Here is a 16,847-nt window from a genome sequence, read left to right as displayed (position 1 = left end):
AGGGAAAAGTATACCATTGGGTGAAAAGTCTTGCCGCAAGCACACTATCGCTAGTACGGCCGCTCTAATCGAAAATTGCCAGAAAACAGGCGCTTGGCAGCATAATTGCTGCATCCATTCACTCTCGGGAACAATGATGCTGCTTATGGCCCAAATCCTTACCGCCCTCATCTTGCTGCTGCACGTCTACATCGTGCTGCTGGAAACCGTGCTGTTCGATGCGCGCGGACGCAAGGTGTTTGGCCTGTCCAAGGAAAAAGCGGAGATCGTGCGCCCCGCCATGTCGAATCAGGGTTGCTATAACGGCTTTCTTGTCGCGGCGCTGGCGCTGGGCTTTTTTCACCCGGACGCCGCCATCGCCCATGCGTTCACCGTGTTCGGCCTGGCCTGCATCGCCGTGGCCGGCGCGTGGGGTGCGGTGACCGTCATGACGCGCATCCTTTACCTGCAAACCGTGCCTGCCGTCATCGCCCTGCTGCTGTTCCACTTCAATTGATTCCTGCCGGGCGGAGCTGACGGCCGCCCATCCCCTTCCCTCCTTGAAAAATGCACGCCGCCAGCACGTTATTTACATATATCGTACTATAGCGATATTGAAATTTGCAAAAGACGATACATATATCGTCCACAGACGAACATCGACAGGAGAAACACCATGGACATCGACGCCATCCACAAGGCGCTGGCCAATCCCGTGCGGCGACAGATCCTGCAATGGCTGAAGGAGCCGGAGCAGCATTTCGCCCAGCAAGACCATCCGCTCGAATTCGGCGTCTGTGCCGGACTGATCGACCGCAGCCTGGGCCTGTCGCAATCGACGGTCTCGGCCCACCTGGCCACCTTGCAAAAGGCCGGCTTGATTTCCGCCAGAAAAGTCGGGCAGTGGAGTTTCTTCAAGCGCAATGAAGCCACCATCCAGGCTTTTCTGGAACATATGCAGCAAGGTTTGTAACCGTAGCCCATCCATATCGCCGTCCGCGGCACTCTCGACAGGAAAAATAGCAATCATGACAACCTTATTCGACCCCATCACCATTGGCAGCCTGCAACTGAAAAATCGCATCATCATGGCGCCGCTGACGCGTTCGCGCGCCGGCAATCCTGGCCGCGTCCCCAACGCCCTGATGGCCGAGTACTACACGCAGCGCGCTTCGGCCGGCATGATCATCTCGGAAGCGACGGCTGTCACGCCGCAGGGCGTGGGCTATGCCGACACGCCGGGCATCTGGTCAGAGGAACAGGTGGAAGGCTGGAAACACATCACCAAGGCCGTGCATGACGCAGGCGGCTTGATCGTGCTGCAACTGTGGCATGTCGGCCGCATTTCGGCGCCCGCCTTCCTCGATGGCGACTTGCCCGTGGCACCCAGCGCCGTCAAGCCGGCCGGCCATGTCAGCCTGCTGCGCCCGAAACAGGAATTCGTCACGCCGCGCGCGCTAAATACGGAAGAAATTCCCGGCATCGTGGCGGCTTACCGCCTGGGCGCCGAGAATGCGAAAAAAGCCGGCTTCGACGGCGTGGAAATCCACGGCGCGAACGGTTATTTGCTCGACCAGTTCCTGCAGGACAGCACCAACTTGCGCACCGACAACTACGGCGGCTCGATTGAAAACCGCGCACGCCTGATGCTGGAAGTGACGGATGCATGCATCGAGGTATGGGGTGCCGACAAGGTGGGTATGCATCTGGCACCGCGCCGCGACGCGCACGACATGGGCGATTCCGACCCGCGCGCCACCTTCGGTTATGTGGCACGCGAGCTGGGCAAGCGCGGCATCGCCTTCATCTGCGCGCGCGAAGCGCTTGGTGAAGACCGCCTGGGTCCGTACTTGAAGCAGGAATTTGGCGGCGTATACATTGCCAACGAGAAAATGGACAAGGCGGCGGCCGATGCCTTGCTGACCAAAGGCGAAGCCGATGCCGTGGCCTTTGGCCTGTGGTTCATCGCCAACCCCGACCTGCCCATCCGCCTGCACAGCGACGCGCCATTGAATCCCCTGAATCCGGACACGCTGTACGCACCCGATGCGGCCGGCTACACGGACTACCCGGCACTCGCGGCACAGGCTTAAACAACACTCCGGACGACAGCAGCGGCACTTCGTCGCTGCTGTCTGTCCCTCAGCGCCATCGGCGCCTTGCCGGCCGGGCCGGGCGGCGCGCGTGCACACTGCTGAACACACGGCGTATCACCTCGGCCGGCACCGCGAGCCCACGCAAGCAGGCTGTCGCCACCGTCCGGCCAAGGGCGTGATGAAACGCCACACCCCGCTCGACGAGCCCGGCCATCACCTTGTCCGTTCGGACATGCTCCCCCGCCACTTCATCGATACTGTTTTTCATGCCATGGCTCCCTGTCGCGTGGATCTACCTTGCATCAAGTTTTGACCACATTGTGTGCATTTGGTGCCCGGCACTGTGGCAAAGCATCGTTAAAATAGCAGCAATAAACACCCCGATGCCGCATGAATAGCGGCCTCGGCTGCTTGTCGCCACCGCCAGCCCCGTATAGAATGCCTGCGCAGAATTTTTGCTTCAAGGAAAATGGCCGCTAGCGCCATCCCATTAAGAATAGTGTCACTGAAGGGTATCAATGGACGATTTATTTGTACAAGCGGGCGACTTGCCGACCTGGCACCAGCGTTGCGCGCTGCGCGTGCTGCAGCTGTTTGGCTGGCGCATGCGCTTCCGCCCCTTGCCGGGGCCGCGCGGCATCGCCGTCGTCTACCCGCACACGTCCAACTGGGATTTCATGGTGGGCCTGTTCGGCAAATGGGCGCTGTCCCTGCCGTTCCGCTGGCTGGCCAAGGATTCCTTGTTCCGCGGCCCCATGGGCAAGGTGCTGCGCTACCTGGGCGGCGAACCCGTCGACCGCAGCACCACCAGCGGCACCATCGGCCGCCAGGCCGAGCGCATGCAGGCCGCCGACTGGTACTGGCTGGCCATCACGCCGGAAGCGACGCGCAGCTACCGACCGAACTGGAAAAGCGGCTTTTATCACCTGGCCCTGGCCGCCAAGGTGCCCTTGCTGCTGGTCTATATCGACTATCCGAACAAGGTGCTGGGCGTCGTCGACCATTTATACTTGACGGGCGACAAGGACGCCGACATGGCGGCCATCGCCGCCGTGTATGCGGGCCACCAGGGCTTGCACCCGGAAAAGGCGGCGCCCATCGTCTTGTCGGACAAGCGCCCCGGCGCTTAAGCAAGCCCCATCAAGACCACGCCGGCGGCCGTCAAGGCCACGCCGGCCACGCGCAGCATACGCTCGGCCAGCACCTGGCCAAGGAGACGCCCGGCACACAGCAAGCTGGCCGAAGCCAGCATGAAGCCGCACGCGGCCGAGGCGGCTGGCAATTCCTGGCCATGCGCATTGCCGTGCGCCAACGCAAATACGCCCACCAGGCCCATGCCGAGCCAGTTCGGCAAGGCCAGCGCCAGCGCGATGGCCAGCCCCACCAGGGCCACCGTGGCGGCGACGCCCGTTTCCAGCCCGGGCACCGTCAAGCCCGCCATGCCGGCCAGCGCACCGAGCAGCATCATGCCGAGGAAGGTGGCGGGCTGGGCCAGGCTGCGGCGCTGCTGGCCGCCCCATATGCCCACACCCAGCATGGCCAGCAAATGGTCGATGCCCGTGAACGGATGGGCAAAACCAGCCAGGAAACACGCGCTCTCGCCATGGCCGGGATGCGCCATGACTGGCAAGGCCAGCAGGCACAGTGCCGCCACGGCGGCTGTTTTTATCATCACTCTTGCGCTCATTGCAGCTCCTTGCCTGGTTGGTCGAGCAAACCTTGCTCGCGGATAAAATCGATGACGACCTGCACACCGTCGCCGCTGCGCAGGTTGGTAAACACAAAGGGGCGCTCGCCGCGCATGCGCTTGGCATCCTGCGCCATCACGTCCAGATTGGCGCCCACATACGGTGCCAGGTCCGTCTTGTTGATAATGAGCAAATCCGAGCGCGTGATGCCGGGACCTCCCTTGCGCGGGATTTTTTCGCCACCCGCCACGTCGATCACGTAAATCGTCAGGTCCGACAGTTCCGGGCTGAAGGTGGCGGCCAGGTTATCGCCGCCCGATTCGACCAGGATCAAGTCGAGATTCGGAAAATCAGCTTGCATGCGCGCGATCGCTTCCAGGTTGATGGATGCATCTTCGCGGATGGCCGTGTGCGGACAGCCGCCCGTCTCCACGCCCATCAGGCGCTCGGCCGGCAAGGCGTCCGCGCGCAGCAGAATTTCCATGTCTTCCTTGGTGTAGATGTCATTCGTGATGACGGCCATGTCGTAGCGCTCGCGCATGCCCTTGCACAGCATTTCGCACAGGGCCGTCTTGCCCGAGCCGACCGGGCCGCCGATGCCTACGCGCAGGGGATTTGAGGTAATCGATGTCATGTTGTAGTCTCTCGGTGTAGTGTTCAGGAACGGTACAAACGGCTGTACTGCACTTCGTGCCGCATCGACAGCAGCGACAGGCCGGGCGCCCAGTTGTCCATCTCTTCGTCTTGCAAGGTTTGCGCCGTGCAGGCCGCCGCTTCCAGCTCCGGCCGCAGCGACAGCAGCAAACGCTGGCCCGCTACCTGCCCCAGCGGTACGGATTTCACGCAGACCAGCACCTGGTTTTCCGCCCAGGCGAACAGCATGGCCAGCAGCGCCTCTTCGCGCGGAATGGCCAGCGCCGCCACGGCGCAGGCATAGGCCGTGGGCAGCGCCACTTCCGGCTGGCCCTGCAGCATGTCGATCAACACGCCATCAGCCACGCCCAGCTCGGCCAGCAGCTTGGTCAATGAATAACCCATCTGAATGGTTTCGGCGCGAAATTCCGCCGTGTCGCGCGAGGCGATGAAGCGTTCGCTCCAGCGCTGCACGCCATACAAATCCTGCGCTTCGAAGGCCTGTATCAAACGCCAGCACAGGGGCGCTTCCCAGCGCGCCACCACCAGCGTCAGATGCTGCGCGATCCAGTCGCGCGCCGTGGCCGCATCCACCACCAAGCCGCATTCCAGGGCCGCTTCCAGCCCCTGCGAATAGCTGTAGGCGCCAATCGGCAAGGCCGGGCTGGCGAACTGCAGCAAATGCAGCAGGGCCGATGCCTGCATCATGCGGTGCCCGGTGTGTCGCTGGGGCGGTGAATCTTCTGGCGCAGCGGCACGGGCGCCAGCAAGTGCTGGCCATGGCCGTCGTGGTGGCCATGGCCGCCGCCATACGCGCCCGCTTCCGGCTCGAATGGCGCGCTTTCCTCCGTCACACTCGCCTGCAAGCCTTCCAGCATCTCCTTCAGCACCACGTCCTTGCGGATGCGCAAAAAGCCGTCACCCACCTGCGCCTGCGTGTGGCGGTTACCCAGGTGGAAAGCGCAGCACAGCAGGGTGTGGGCGTCAAGGCAGCGCACCAGGTAGGTCGGTTCGCGCGCGGCGACGATCTGCACTACGAGCCCTTCCGGTCCCGTCATGCGCTCGCCGTCGCGCAGCACCGTGCCGCGCACGGTGAACACGGCTACCTCGTCGCCATTCGACAGCACGGCGCGCAGCCGGCATTTTTCGCGCTGGTCGTAGGGCAACACAAGTTGGGCAACGGCGGCGCGACTATCGTCAGCCGCCAGCTTGGTATGCAAAGTGAGCATGATGTCTCCTGCTTAAAATAGAAAATAGCGCTGCGCCATGGGCAGCACGGCGGCCGCCTCGCACACCAGCAGCTGGCCGTCGGCGCGCACGGCATAGGTTTCCGGGTCCACTTCCATGTGCGGCGTGGCGCTGTTATGTATCATGTCGTGCTTGCGCAAGCCGCGCATGTTCTTCACGGCGATGACGGATTTATTCAGTTTCAGCTGATGCCCGATATCGAGGTCGTAGGCCGCCTGCGAGACAAAGGTGAAAGACTTTTTCAGACCGCCGCCGAAGGCGCCGAACATCATGCGGTAATGCACGGGCTGCGGCGTGGGAATCGACGCATTCGGGTCGCCCATCTGCGCAGCGGCGATCATGCCGCCCTTTAAAATCATCGATGGCTTGACGCCGAAGAAGGCGGGCTTCCACAGCACGATGTCGGCGATCTTGCCCGCCTCGATGGACCCGACCACGTGGGAAATCCCATGCGTGATGGCCGGGTTGATCGTGTACTTGGCGATATAGCGCTTGGCGCGGAAGTTGTCGCTGCGCGCCGTGTCGGGCGCCAGCGGCCCCCGCTGCACCTTCATCTTGTGCGCCGTCTGCCAGGTGCGCATGATCACCTCGCCGACCCGGCCCATGGCTTGCGAGTCGGACGACATCATCGAGATGGCGCCGATGTCGTGCAGGATATCTTCCGCGGCGATGGTTTCGCGGCGGATGCGCGACTCGGCAAACGCCACGTCTTCGGCAATCGCCGGGTCCAGGTGATGGCACACCATCAGCATGTCCAGGTGCTCGTCGAGCGTGTTGACGGTAAACGGGCGCGTCGGGTTGGTCGACGAGGGCAGCACGTTGGACTGTCCCACGGCGGCGATGATGTCTGGCGCATGGCCGCCGCCCGCCCCTTCCGTGTGAAAGGTGTGGATGGTGCGGTCCTTGAAGGCGGCAAGGGTGTGCTCCAGAAACCCGCCCTCGTTGAGGGTATCGCTGTGCAGCGCAACCTGAATATCCATGCGGTCCGCGACGGACAGGCAATTGTCGATGGCGGCCGGCGTGCTGCCCCAGTCCTCGTGCAGTTTCAGGCCGATGGCGCCCGCGCGCACCTGCTCTTCCAGTGGCAGCGGCAAGCTGACGTTGCCTTTCCCCATGAAGCCAAGATTCATCGGGAAGGCGTCGGCGGCGGCCAGCATGGCGTGCAAGTGCCATGGTCCCGGCGTGCAGGTGGTGGCGGCCGTGCCCACGGCCGGCCCCGTGCCGCCGCCCAGCATGGTCGTCACGCCGCTCATCAGGGCTTCCTCGATCTGCTGCGGGCAAATGAAATGGATGTGCGTATCGACGCCGCCGGCCGTAACGATCATGCCTTCACCGGCGATAATCTCGGTCGCGCCGCCGATGGGCAAGGTTACGCCAGGCTGGATGTCCGGGTTGCCCGCCTTGCCGATGCCGAAGATCAGCCCATTCTTCAAGCCGATATCGGCTTTCACGATGCCCCAGTGGTCGAGGATGACGGCATTCGTGATGACGGTATCCATCACCTCGGCCGCGCAGCGCTGCGACTGGCCCATGCCGTCGCGTATCACCTTGCCGCCACCGAATTTCACTTCTTCGCCGTAGATCGCATAGTCATGCTCGATCTCGATGAACAGTTCCGTGTCGGCCAGGCGGATGCGGTCGCCCGTGGTGGGGCCGAACATTTCGGCGTATGCGCTGCGGGGAATGCTGGCCATCTCAATCCTTTCCTGGTGGAGTGTCTTGCAGTTCGCCCATGACTTCACCATTGAAGCCGTAGACCTTGCGCTCCCCCGCCAGCGCCACCAGTTCCACCGTGCGCTGCTGGCCAGGTTCGAAGCGCACGGCCGTGCCGGCCGTGATGTTCAGGCGCATGCCGTAGGCGCGCCAGCGCTCGAAGGCCAGCGCCGGGTTGACTTCAAAAAAGTGAAAGTGCGAACCGACCTGTATCGGCCTGTCGCCCCGGTTGGCCACCACCACGGTGGCCGTGGCGCGGCCCACATTGAGGCTGATTTCGCCTTCTTCCAATTTGTATTCGCCTGGGGTCATGAGGGACTCCTTCAAAGATCGCGTTACGCTTGCCGGCGGGTCGCCAGCGCAAAAACAGCCATGACGCGGGTGGCGCCCTGGCCAATCAAAAAACTACGGTATCGGGTGGTGCACGGTTACAAGCTTGCTGCCATCGGGAAAGGTCGCTTCCACCTGGATATCGGGGATCATCTCGGCGATGCCATCCATGACGTCCGCGCGTGAGAGTATTTTCGTACCGTCCGACATCAGCTGCGCCACCGATTTTCCATCGCGCGCACCTTCCATGATGGCGGCGCTGATCAGGGCCACCGCTTCCGGGTAATTGAGCTTCAAGCCGCGCGCCAGGCGCCGTTCGGCCAGCAGCGCGGCCGTAAAAATGAGCAGCTTGTCTTTTTCGCGGGGAGTCAGGTCCATGGTTTTCCTTGCGCTTCTTTCCTGATTAAGTGTTCCAGATGCGGGGCACGACGGCGTCGCGTCCCAACATGGCGGGGCGTAGCAGCTGCCAGGCGGCCAGCATGATCGTGCGCGCCGCCTCGCTGTCGCCGCACAGCAGGCGCACCACCACCAGCGATTTCATCTGCGTGGCGCCAAACGCGGCGCCGGCAGGCACCTTGATCTCGCGCAAGGCAGCCAGCACGGCGGCAGAAACGGGTGTGCCGACGGCGATCAGGGTGGCGCACACCGTGTGCCCCCCCAGTCCCAGTGGGCTGGCCATCAGCGCGCCGCCGGCGGCCAGCACGCCCTGCTCCCACCACAGCAGCTTGCCGCCGCGGCGGATCTGCACCTGCTGGGCGATGCTGCCTTCATTAAAAATTTCGCCAGAGGCGCTGCGGCCCAGGCAGACGATGTCGCAGCCGATATAGCTGGCGTCCGCCGCCAGTTCCACCTCGTGACGCAGGCGCACGCACGCCTGGTCGAAGAAAATGCTTTCCTGCGGCAGCCACTCGATGGAAGCGCCGCTACCGGCGCGCAGCACGATGTGCTGGCCCGAGACGTGGCCATTCGCGCGGTACCACTTGGCCGCCCCCGGCGACGTGAGAAACGCGTGCGCGCCTTCGCCCACCGTGACGTCGACAGCCAGCTGGTCGCCGCCCACCACGCCGCCGGGCGGATGGATGATGATGGCGTGGCAGACGGCATCGCCTTCCGGATACAAAGGCTTTTGCACGCGCAGGGGGCCGCTGTGCGTGCGCTCGACCAGACGGCTGACGCCATCGTGCCAGGCAAATCCCAGGCGCAAGTGCGCCTGCCAGGCGTCATGTGCGCTGGCCTGTGAGGGCATGGCTGGGTGAGTACTGTCTGGCATGCGGGGCAATCGCGTAAATAAGCGATTACCTAAGCAGGATATGTGCCAGCATCAAGGGATGGAACCGTGAGAATTGCGCACCACGCTGCGGCAGACGCACCCGCATGGTGCATCGGCCGCACCGCGGCGTCTACGCCACGGCCAGCGCGCGCCGTTCGCGCAGCAAGGCCGTGAATGGTGCAGCAGCCAGGGGACGGCTGAAATAATAACCCTGCATTTCGTCGCAGCCGTGTTCCGTCAGGAAGTCCACCTGTTCGCGCGTTTCCACGCCTTCGGCGATGACGCGCATGTCCAGGTTGTGCGCCAGCGAGATGACGGAACGCGCGATGGCCGCGTCGCTGCTGCTGGTGGTGACGTCGTCGACGAAGGATTTGTCGATCTTCAGCACGTCGATGGGAAAGCGCTTCAGGTAACCCAGGCTGGAATAGCCGGTGCCGAAGTCATCGAGCGAAATGCCCACGCCGATATCCTTCAGGCGCGTCAGGGCGGCCACCGCCTTGTCCGGGTCGCCCATCACCGTGCTTTCCGTGATCTCGATGCCCAGGCAGGCGGGCGCGATGCCGTATTTGCGCAATGCCGCTTCGACGAAAGGCACCGTACGGTCCTGCGCGAACTGTTTACCAGACAGGTTGACGGCCACCTTGATGCTGCCCAGGCCCGCGTCGTGCCAGGCACGGATCTGCGCGCAGACGGTTTCGAGCACCCATTCGCCGATGGCGGTGATCAAGCCGTATTCCTCGGCCAGCGCGATGAACAGACCGGGCGGCACCTTGCCCAGCACCGGGTTATTCCAGCGCAGCAGAGCCTCCGCGCCCAGCATGGCGCCCGTGCGCAAACACATTTGCGGCTGATAGTGCACTTCGAATTCCTCGCGGCCGATGGCGCCGCGCAGCTGCTGCTGCATGGCCAGGCGGGCGCGGATATCGCTGCCCATGCGCTCCGTGAAGAAAGCGTAATGATCGCGCCCCATTTCCTTGGCGCGCACCAGGGCCGTGTCGGCGTGGCGCAGCACGTCGTCGAGGCTGTCGCCGTCGGCCGGGCACATGGCGATGCCGATGCTGGTGGTCAGCGCCAGGCGCTCGCCACCGACACTGAGCTCTTCGCGCAAGCCGGCCAGGATGGTCTGCGCCAGCGCCAGCGTGCGGCCCAGCAGGGCATCGTCCTGCAGCAGGATCTGGAATTCGTCGCCGCCCTGGCGCACCACGGTGTCGCCCTCGCGCACGCAGCCGGACAGAAAACGCGCCACCACTTGCAGCGCCTTGTCGCCCACGGCCTGGCCGTGCGAATCGTTGATGTTCTTGAAGCGGTCCAGGTCCAGGCACATCAGCACCACTTGCTGGCTGTCGCGCAGGGCGTTGGCGCGCGCCTGTTCGAAGCGCTCGCGCAGCAGCACGCGGTTCGGCAAGCCAGTCAGCGCGTCGTGGTAGGAGAGGAAGTCGATCAGATGCTGCTCGGCCTTGCGCTCGCTGATATCGAGGAAGACGCCCACGTAGTTGACAACGCCGCCGTCCGGGCCATGCACGGTGGACACGCTGAGCAAACAGGGATAGGTGTCGCCGCTCTTGCGCCGCGTCTGCACCTCGCCCGACCAGCAGCCGCTGCTGCGCAAGCCCTGGCGCATGGCCAGCAGCACCGCTTCGCCCGTATATTCGGCGTGCAGGCGCATGATGTCCGTGCCCACCACATCCTGCGCCGCGTAGCCAGTGATGCGGGTAAAGGCGGGATTGGCCGTGACGATGATGCCGGCCGGATCCGTGATCAGGATGGCGTCCTGAGTGGCTTCGAAGACCTGGCCCGAGAGGCGCAGCAATTCCTCGTTGGCGCGGCGGATCTGCACTTCGCGCGCCAGGGTGCTGGCCACCTGTTCCAGTTCGGCCGTGCGTTCGGCCACGCGCCGTTCCAGGTTGGCACGCTCCTGCGCCAGCTGCAGCTGCGCCCGCGCCAGGCGCACATGCGCATCGGTGCGGGCCAGGATTTCCTCGGCCTGGAAGGGCTTGGCGATGAAATCGACGGCACCCAGCGCAAAGCCGCGCACCTTGTCGTCCGTATCGTACTGGGCCGACAGGAAGATCACTGGCACCTGGCGCAGGGACGGAATCTCCTTCAGGCGGCGGCAGACTTCAAAGCCGTCGAGACCCGGCATGCGCACGTCGAGCAGGATCAGCTCAGGCGGGCGCGCCTGAGCCGTCCACAGGGCCAGCTCACCGTTCGGCGCCTGGCGCACCGCATAGCCGGCGCCGCCCAGCAAATCGCTCAACAGCTTCAGCGAAGCCGGCGTATCTTCAACGATCAGTACTTCGCCCTTAGCATTCACTTCGGAAAAATCGCGGTGCATGTAGCAGTTCTCTCAGCTTTGGATGAGGCGCGGCGGTCAGTTGCCACGCTGGACAAGACATTTCTTTGCGGTGAACTACGTACTATCATCATAATCTTTATTGCAATTTAGCACCATCCATCGGCGGCACTTAGTCCGTCTTTTCATCGAATCCGATGTTGTCAGCCCACACTTTCAGGCATGTGCCAGCGCGCCCTCGCTATCCAGCAAGACACACAACTGACGGTACTGGTGCTGGTCGAGCATGGCCTGCAGCGGCGCCAGCAACGGCGCCGCCGACGCAGGCAGGGCCGCCAGCAGCTGTGCCACCCTGGCCAGGTTCAATTCGCGCAGCGCCACCAGCAAGGCGGCGCGCTCTTCCCAGGCCAGCAGACGCAAGTCTTGCGCCTGCAGTGCCGGCAGTACTGCCGCCTGCGCTGGCGGGGCCGGCGGCACGGATGGCAGCATCCGTACCTGCGCCGCCTGCGCTGGAATACTGAAACGGAAGGTGGCGCCCATCCCCGGCGAGGACTCCACCGTCAGTTCGCCCTTCATTAACTGCACGAATTCGCGCGAGATGGCCAGGCCCAGGCCCGTGCCATCCTTCGGTCCCGCGCTATCGGCCTGCACGAAGGGTTCGAAGATGCGCTGCTGGTCTTCCGGGGCGATGCCGATGCCCGTGTCGCTGACTGCGAAAGACAGGCGCCACGTGGCATCGTCGCGCCGCTCGCCGCGCACGCGCAAGGTAACCTTGCCGCTGCCGGCGAACTTGACGGCGTTCGACATCAGGTTCAGCAGCACCTGGCGCAAGCGCGTCGCATCAAGCAGTACCGCAGCCGGCAGGTCCGCGCAATCGAGTTGCAGGACCAAGCCCTGCTGCTCGGCGGGCATGCCCAGCATGTCCATCACTTCCTGCAACAGCGGCGCCAGCGCCACCACGGTCGCCTGCGCCTGCAAGCGCCCCGCCTCGCCCTTCGACAGTTCGAGGATTTCATTGATCAATGTCAATAAATGATTGCCGGAGCGGTGGATGATGGCCAGGTTGCGCTTTTCATCGTCCTGCATGTTGGGCGAGGCGGCCATCAGGCGCGAAAAGCCGATCACGGAATTCAAGGGCGTGCGCAGTTCATGGCTCATGTTCGCCAGGAAGGTGCTCTTGGCGCGGTTCGCCGCCTGCGCCTGGCTGACGGCCACCGACAGGGCGCTCGTGCGCTCGACCACCAGTTCTTCCAGGTGATGGCGGTGGCGCAGCAGTTCCAGTTCGGCCTCGCGGTGCGCGGTGATGTCGTAGTTGGAACCCACCAGGCGCATGGGGCGGCCCCGCCCGTCGCGGAAGATCACGGCATCGGCCTTGATGTAGCGGATGGCGCCATCGGGCCACAGGATCCGATACTCGTGCGTGAACGCATGGCCTGTGCCCAGTACGGCGCGCAAGGCCTCCTTGGCGGCCGGCACATCGTCCGGCACCAGCGCCGCGCGCCAGATCGCCGCCGGCGACATGTTGCCGGACGCATCGGCCTTGAATTGCGCGTACATCTGTTCATCCCACTGCAATGCGTCGCTGCTGACGTTCCAGTCCCATATGCCGATGCTGGCCGCGCCCGTCGCCATCTGCACGCGCTCCTCGCTGCGTTGCAGGGCGCGGTAACGGCTGTCGAGCAGCGCCACCATGTCGCGGATGGAACGGTACAGGGTGCGCAGCTCGCCCAGGAACCACGCTTTCGGCGGCGTGCCGAAGGCTTCGCCCTGCCCCGCCTTGACGCCGGCCGCATACTGGCCAATCGCCTTCAGGGGCTTGAGCATCAGGCACCACATGAGCAGCCAGATGCTGGCCACCAGGATCACGTCGAGCGCCACGATCATGGCGCCGATGCCCAGCGCGCGCTGCCGCAGCTGCGCGTGCAGCAAGGCCGGCGTCGCATACACGGCGACGCTGCCGATGACTTGTCCACCCATCGTCACGGAGCGCCGCTGCACCAGCCAGCCCGGTTCGGCGGGCAGCGCGGCGAGGCTGTCGATGGCGCCGTCCGCATTGCGGCGCAGGACCAGCGCTTCCTTGCCGATGCCCGGCGTCAGGGAGCTGGCCACCAGTTCGCGCTTGCCCAACATGCTGCGCATGATGGCCTGCATCTGCTTTTCATCCAGGTTCCACAAGGGCAGTTCGATGGCCACGGCCAGCTGGTCCGCGCTGACGGCCAGGCTTTGCTGCAGCTGCTGCCAGCGCTGTTCGCGCTCGGATTGGTAAAACAGCACGGCAAACACCAGCAGCAGCACGGTGACGACAAAGGTCAACGTTACGCTGACGGCCAGCACGATGGACACGCCGCCCAGGCGGGCGCCCTTGGGTGCGTAAAAAGTCATGCGTCTTCGCCCTGCGGTTCGCTGGCCATCTGCGCCAGCAAGGCGCACAGTGGCTGGTACTGGTGTTGTTCCAGCATGGCGGCGATATGCGCGGATAGCTGCGGCAGGCCAGTTGCCACGCTGGCCAGCACAATGGCGCTGCGCCGCAAATCGAGCGCCTGCACGGATTCGAGCAGCGCCTGCCGTTCGGCTGCACCCAGCTGGCCCAGCGCCTGCGACAGGTCAAAGGCCGGCGCGGGCACGCGCGGCGACGCGGCGGTGGTGCGCTGGAAGCGCACGCCCAGTTGCTGCTCCAGCATGGCGAACAGGTGTTCCTGTTCGATCGGCTTGCGCAGGAAACCGTCGGCGCCGGCCGCCAGCGCCTCCTGCTTTTCTTCTTCGAAGGCGGAGGCGGTCATGATCACCAGGCGCGGCTGCACCAGCACCGGCTGCGCGCGCAGCCAGCGCGTCAGCGCCAGGCCATCCATGCCTGGCATGCGCCAGTCGCTCAACACCATGTCGTAGCGCTGCGCCGCCAGCATGGCTTGCGCCTGCGCGCCGCCCGCCGCTTGCTGCAACTGGAAGCCCAGTGGTGCCAGCAAGCCGGCCAGCAGCTTGCGGCAGTTGTCGTCATCATCGACCAGCAGCACCATGCGCCCGCGCTGGCCCGGCGGCAGGCGCGCCACGCGGCCCGGCGCCAGCGCCGCGATGGCCGGTTGCTGCAGCACCGGTGCGCGCAAGTCGAAACGGAATACGGAACCCGCTCCCAGCGTGGAATCGACGCGCAACTCGCCGCCCATCAGGCGCACGAATTCGCGCGAAATGGTCAGCCCCAGTCCCGTGCCGGCCTGCGCCACGGCGCTGTCGGCCTGCACAAACGGTTCAAAGATACGTTCCAGATCCGCTTCCGCGATGCCGCTGCCCGTATCGCGCACGGCAAACGACAGCGCCGTCTGCCCATCTTCTGCCGCCTGGCACGCCAGCGACAAGATCACACTGCCCTGCTCGATGAATTTGAGCGCGTTCGACAACAAATTGAGCAGCACCTGGCGCAGCTTGGCGCCATCGAGGCGCACCAGCGGCGGCACGCCGGAACGTTCGATCTGCAGCGCGATGCCCTGGTCGCTCGAGCGCATGCGCACCATCTCGAGCACCTCGTCGAGCAAACCATTCAAGTCCACGGGTCCCGTTTGCAGCTGCATGCGGCCCGCTTCGATTTTCGACAATTCCAGGATATCGTTGATCAAGGTCAACAAGTGGTGGCCGGCGCGGTTGATGATGGCCAGGTTATGCTTTTCTTCCTCGAACATGCTGCTCGAATCGGCCATCATCTGCGAAAAACCGATCACGGAATTCAATGGCGTGCGCAATTCGTGGCTCATGTTGGCCAGGAAAACGCTTTTCGCGCGATTCGCCGATTCGGCCTCGGTGACGGCCACAGACAGGGCGGCCGTGCGCTGCTGCACCAGTTCTTCCAGGTGGTCGCGGTAGCCGAGCAATTCCTGCTCGCTGTGCTTGCGCTCGGAAATGTCGACGATGCCGCTGCGCACCAGGCGCCGCCCTTCCATGGGCAATTTGACCAGCCGCACCTCGCAGGGAAAAGTGCTGCCGTCGGCACGCCGCACATTGCGCTCCACCAGGACAGGCTCGCCCAGCATGGCGCGGCGCAGATGCTCTTCCATCATCAGTCCCAGCGGAAGGCCATCGGGCTGCTTGCCGGTATACAGGTCGAACGGCCCGCGCGCCAGCAGCGCTTCGCGCGACAGGCCCAGCATGCACTGCGCGCTGCTGTTGGCGTCGACGAAGCGATCCAGGTCCAGGTCGTACACCAGGATGGCTTCCGGCGCATGCTCGACCAGGATGCGAAAGCGCTGCTCGCTCTCGCGCGCATCGCTCTCGGCGCGCCGCAGGCGCCGCCGCTGCAGCAGCAAGGCACTCAGCAAGCCGACCATCACGATAAAGACGCCGCCCACCAGCAGCACGGCAACGCGGTGTTCATGCCACAGTTGCGGCGGCCGGTTAAGGAACAGCGTGTGCGGCGGCAGGCGGCTGATGTCGGCATCCCAGCGCTGCAGCTGTTTCCAGTCGTACATGGGCACCGGGCGAGCGGGCTGCAGCAAGGCGCCCGGTGCGGCGGGCGCCTTGCCCGCCAGCACTGCGAGCGACATTTGCGCCACCTGCTGCGCGGCCTGTTCGATGTGCAGGATGGAGCCACCCAGGATGCCCTTGCCGACCGTCGCGTTGTACATGCCAAAGGTGGGCACATTCGCCAGCCGCGCCAGTTGCACGGAAAACTGCACGGGCGTGGCGATGGCGCCGTCCACGTCGCGGTTGACATTGCCCGCCACCAGCACGGCATCGGAGGGCAGCCGCGCCACGGCCGCGCGCATCTGCTCCAGGGTCAGGTTGTCGAGGTAGCGCATGGCCACCTTGCCCTGCCACGCCAGCGCCGCCTGCTGCATGTTGCGCTTCAAGACCTGGTCGGCCTCGCTGGTGCCGACGGCCATGACGATGGTCTTGGTGTCAGGGAACAGCGCCATGGCTTGCGCCAGTGTGCCGGGAAAATCGACATTCGCCTTTTGCTGCCAGATGGCAGCCGGGCTGCCGGCAGGCAAGGCCATGCCTGAGGTGTTAATCGCCAGCACGGGCACGTCGCGCGCCAGCGGCGCCAGGTCCGACAGCAAAAAATCGAGCGCTGGCTGCTGCATGGCGACGATCAGGTCGGCCTTGCGTCCCATTACCTCAGTGTATCTTAAAAGCAACAAATCGCGCATCTCATTGCGCAGCGCCGGGTCTCCCTGGGTATTCATGTTCAGGTGCTCGACCATGATGTCTTCGCTGGCCAGGCCCGCGGCGGCCATGGCGGCGACATAGGTGCGCGTGTACGATTCCACGCCGGCGCGGCCATAATCGTAAGCGTTGAGGAACAGCACGCGCTGCCCCTGGTGCGGCGACGCGGCGGCGGGCGCCGATGCCGGCAAAGCGGCGCAGGGCGCGGCGACACAGAACGCCAGCAGCAATACGCGGCAGCAACGGCGCACCGCTGCCCTGCCCTGCCCTCCGCCCGGCACTTCACGCATCACTCGCCATGCCCATGCTCACTCCCGCCTGTCACCATGTTTCAACCATGCGCTGGCTGGTCAGCCACCGACACTTACAAAAACATGATAACGTCAACTGCAGGGGCAAGTCTATTGCTTAGGACAATCTTTTCACGATGCACCCAATCCCAACGC

Annotated in this window: 16 protein-coding genes; 4 read left to right on the top strand and 12 right to left on the bottom strand. The window is 64.4% G+C overall.

Annotation, left to right across the window (positions count from 1 at the left end; genetic code table 11):
• Positions 1-136: 136 nt before the first annotated feature.
• The 3 genes from C8C89_RS14170 (at position 137) to C8C89_RS14160 (ending at position 2,072) form a co-directional block, all read left to right on the top strand.
• A complete protein-coding gene (locus C8C89_RS14170) occupies positions 137-496 on the top strand; it encodes a DUF1304 domain-containing protein (RefSeq protein ID WP_101484609.1) in 360 nt (119 codons plus the stop codon).
• A 159-nt stretch (positions 497-655) separates the two neighbouring features.
• Positions 656-952 (top strand): helix-turn-helix transcriptional regulator, encoded by a 297-nt coding sequence (locus C8C89_RS14165; RefSeq protein ID WP_133990493.1) that lies wholly within the window; start codon positions 656-658, stop codon positions 950-952.
• Positions 953-1,007: 55 nt separating this feature from the next.
• On the top strand, positions 1,008-2,072 hold the full coding sequence (locus C8C89_RS14160) for an alkene reductase (RefSeq protein ID WP_101481827.1): 1,065 nt from the start codon (positions 1,008-1,010) through the stop codon (positions 2,070-2,072).
• A 49-nt stretch (positions 2,073-2,121) separates the two neighbouring features.
• Here C8C89_RS14160 and C8C89_RS14155 read toward each other — a convergent pair whose 3' ends face one another.
• Entirely contained in the window at positions 2,122-2,343 is a 222-nt protein-coding gene (locus C8C89_RS14155) for a hypothetical protein (protein ID WP_101481828.1), read from the bottom strand.
• A 250-nt stretch (positions 2,344-2,593) separates the two neighbouring features.
• Here C8C89_RS14155 and C8C89_RS14150 point away from each other — a divergent pair, with 250 nt between their 5' ends.
• Entirely contained in the window at positions 2,594-3,205 is a 612-nt protein-coding gene (locus C8C89_RS14150; RefSeq protein ID WP_101481829.1) for a 1-acyl-sn-glycerol-3-phosphate acyltransferase, read from the top strand.
• Here C8C89_RS14150 and C8C89_RS14145 read toward each other — a convergent pair.
• The 11 genes from C8C89_RS14145 to C8C89_RS14095 form a co-directional block, all read right to left on the bottom strand.
• Positions 3,202-3,747, bottom strand: a complete 546-nt coding sequence (locus C8C89_RS14145) for a HupE/UreJ family protein (RefSeq protein ID WP_133990491.1) — start codon at positions 3,745-3,747, stop codon at positions 3,202-3,204. The two genes, C8C89_RS14150 and C8C89_RS14145, sit on opposite strands and share 4 nt — an antisense overlap.
• Before the next feature lie 11 nt (positions 3,748-3,758).
• Positions 3,759-4,397 carry an urease accessory protein UreG gene (gene ureG, locus C8C89_RS14140; RefSeq protein WP_092714505.1) on the bottom strand — a complete coding sequence of 213 codons (639 nt, stop codon included), beginning with the start codon at positions 4,395-4,397 and terminating at the stop codon, positions 3,759-3,761.
• A 23-nt stretch (positions 4,398-4,420) separates the two neighbouring features.
• A complete protein-coding gene (locus tag C8C89_RS14135; protein WP_133993384.1) occupies positions 4,421-5,101 on the bottom strand; it encodes an urease accessory protein UreF in 681 nt (226 codons plus the stop codon).
• A complete protein-coding gene (gene ureE / locus C8C89_RS14130; protein ID WP_133990489.1) occupies positions 5,101-5,625 on the bottom strand; it encodes an urease accessory protein UreE in 525 nt (174 codons plus the stop codon). The genes C8C89_RS14135 and ureE overlap by 1 nt, the downstream gene beginning before the upstream one ends.
• 12 nt (positions 5,626-5,637) lie before the next feature.
• Positions 5,638-7,338 (bottom strand): urease subunit alpha, encoded by a 1,701-nt coding sequence (gene ureC, locus C8C89_RS14125; RefSeq protein ID WP_101481832.1) that lies wholly within the window; start codon positions 7,336-7,338, stop codon positions 5,638-5,640.
• Position 7,339: 1 nt separating this feature from the next.
• Positions 7,340-7,669 (bottom strand): urease subunit beta, encoded by a 330-nt coding sequence (locus C8C89_RS14120; protein WP_101481833.1) that lies wholly within the window; start codon positions 7,667-7,669, stop codon positions 7,340-7,342.
• 93 nt (positions 7,670-7,762) lie between these two features.
• On the bottom strand, positions 7,763-8,065 hold the full coding sequence (locus tag C8C89_RS14115) for an urease subunit gamma (RefSeq protein ID WP_034751936.1): 303 nt from the start codon (positions 8,063-8,065) through the stop codon (positions 7,763-7,765).
• A gap of 25 nt (positions 8,066-8,090) precedes the next feature.
• Positions 8,091-8,957 carry an urease accessory protein UreD gene (locus C8C89_RS14110; RefSeq protein ID WP_166674736.1) on the bottom strand — a complete coding sequence of 289 codons (867 nt, stop codon included), beginning with the start codon at positions 8,955-8,957 and terminating at the stop codon, positions 8,091-8,093.
• A 130-nt stretch (positions 8,958-9,087) separates the two neighbouring features.
• A complete protein-coding gene (locus C8C89_RS14105) occupies positions 9,088-11,292 on the bottom strand; it encodes a GGDEF domain-containing response regulator (protein ID WP_133990487.1) in 2,205 nt (734 codons plus the stop codon).
• Positions 11,293-11,466: 174 nt separating this feature from the next.
• Positions 11,467-13,632, bottom strand: coding sequence for an ATP-binding protein (locus C8C89_RS14100; protein WP_133990485.1), 2,166 nt, complete (start codon positions 13,630-13,632; stop codon positions 11,467-11,469).
• A complete protein-coding gene (locus C8C89_RS14095; protein ID WP_133990483.1) occupies positions 13,629-16,691 on the bottom strand; it encodes a PAS domain-containing hybrid sensor histidine kinase/response regulator in 3,063 nt (1,020 codons plus the stop codon). Before C8C89_RS14095 ends, C8C89_RS14100 begins: the two co-directional genes overlap by 4 nt.
• Positions 16,692-16,847 lie beyond the last annotated feature (156 nt).

The organism is Janthinobacterium sp. 75 (assembly GCF_004365495.1).
Lineage (GTDB): Bacteria > Pseudomonadota > Gammaproteobacteria > Burkholderiales > Burkholderiaceae_D > Janthinobacterium.
Note: the sequence above shows the minus strand (reverse complement) of the source record. Positions and strands in the feature narration are given on the sequence as shown.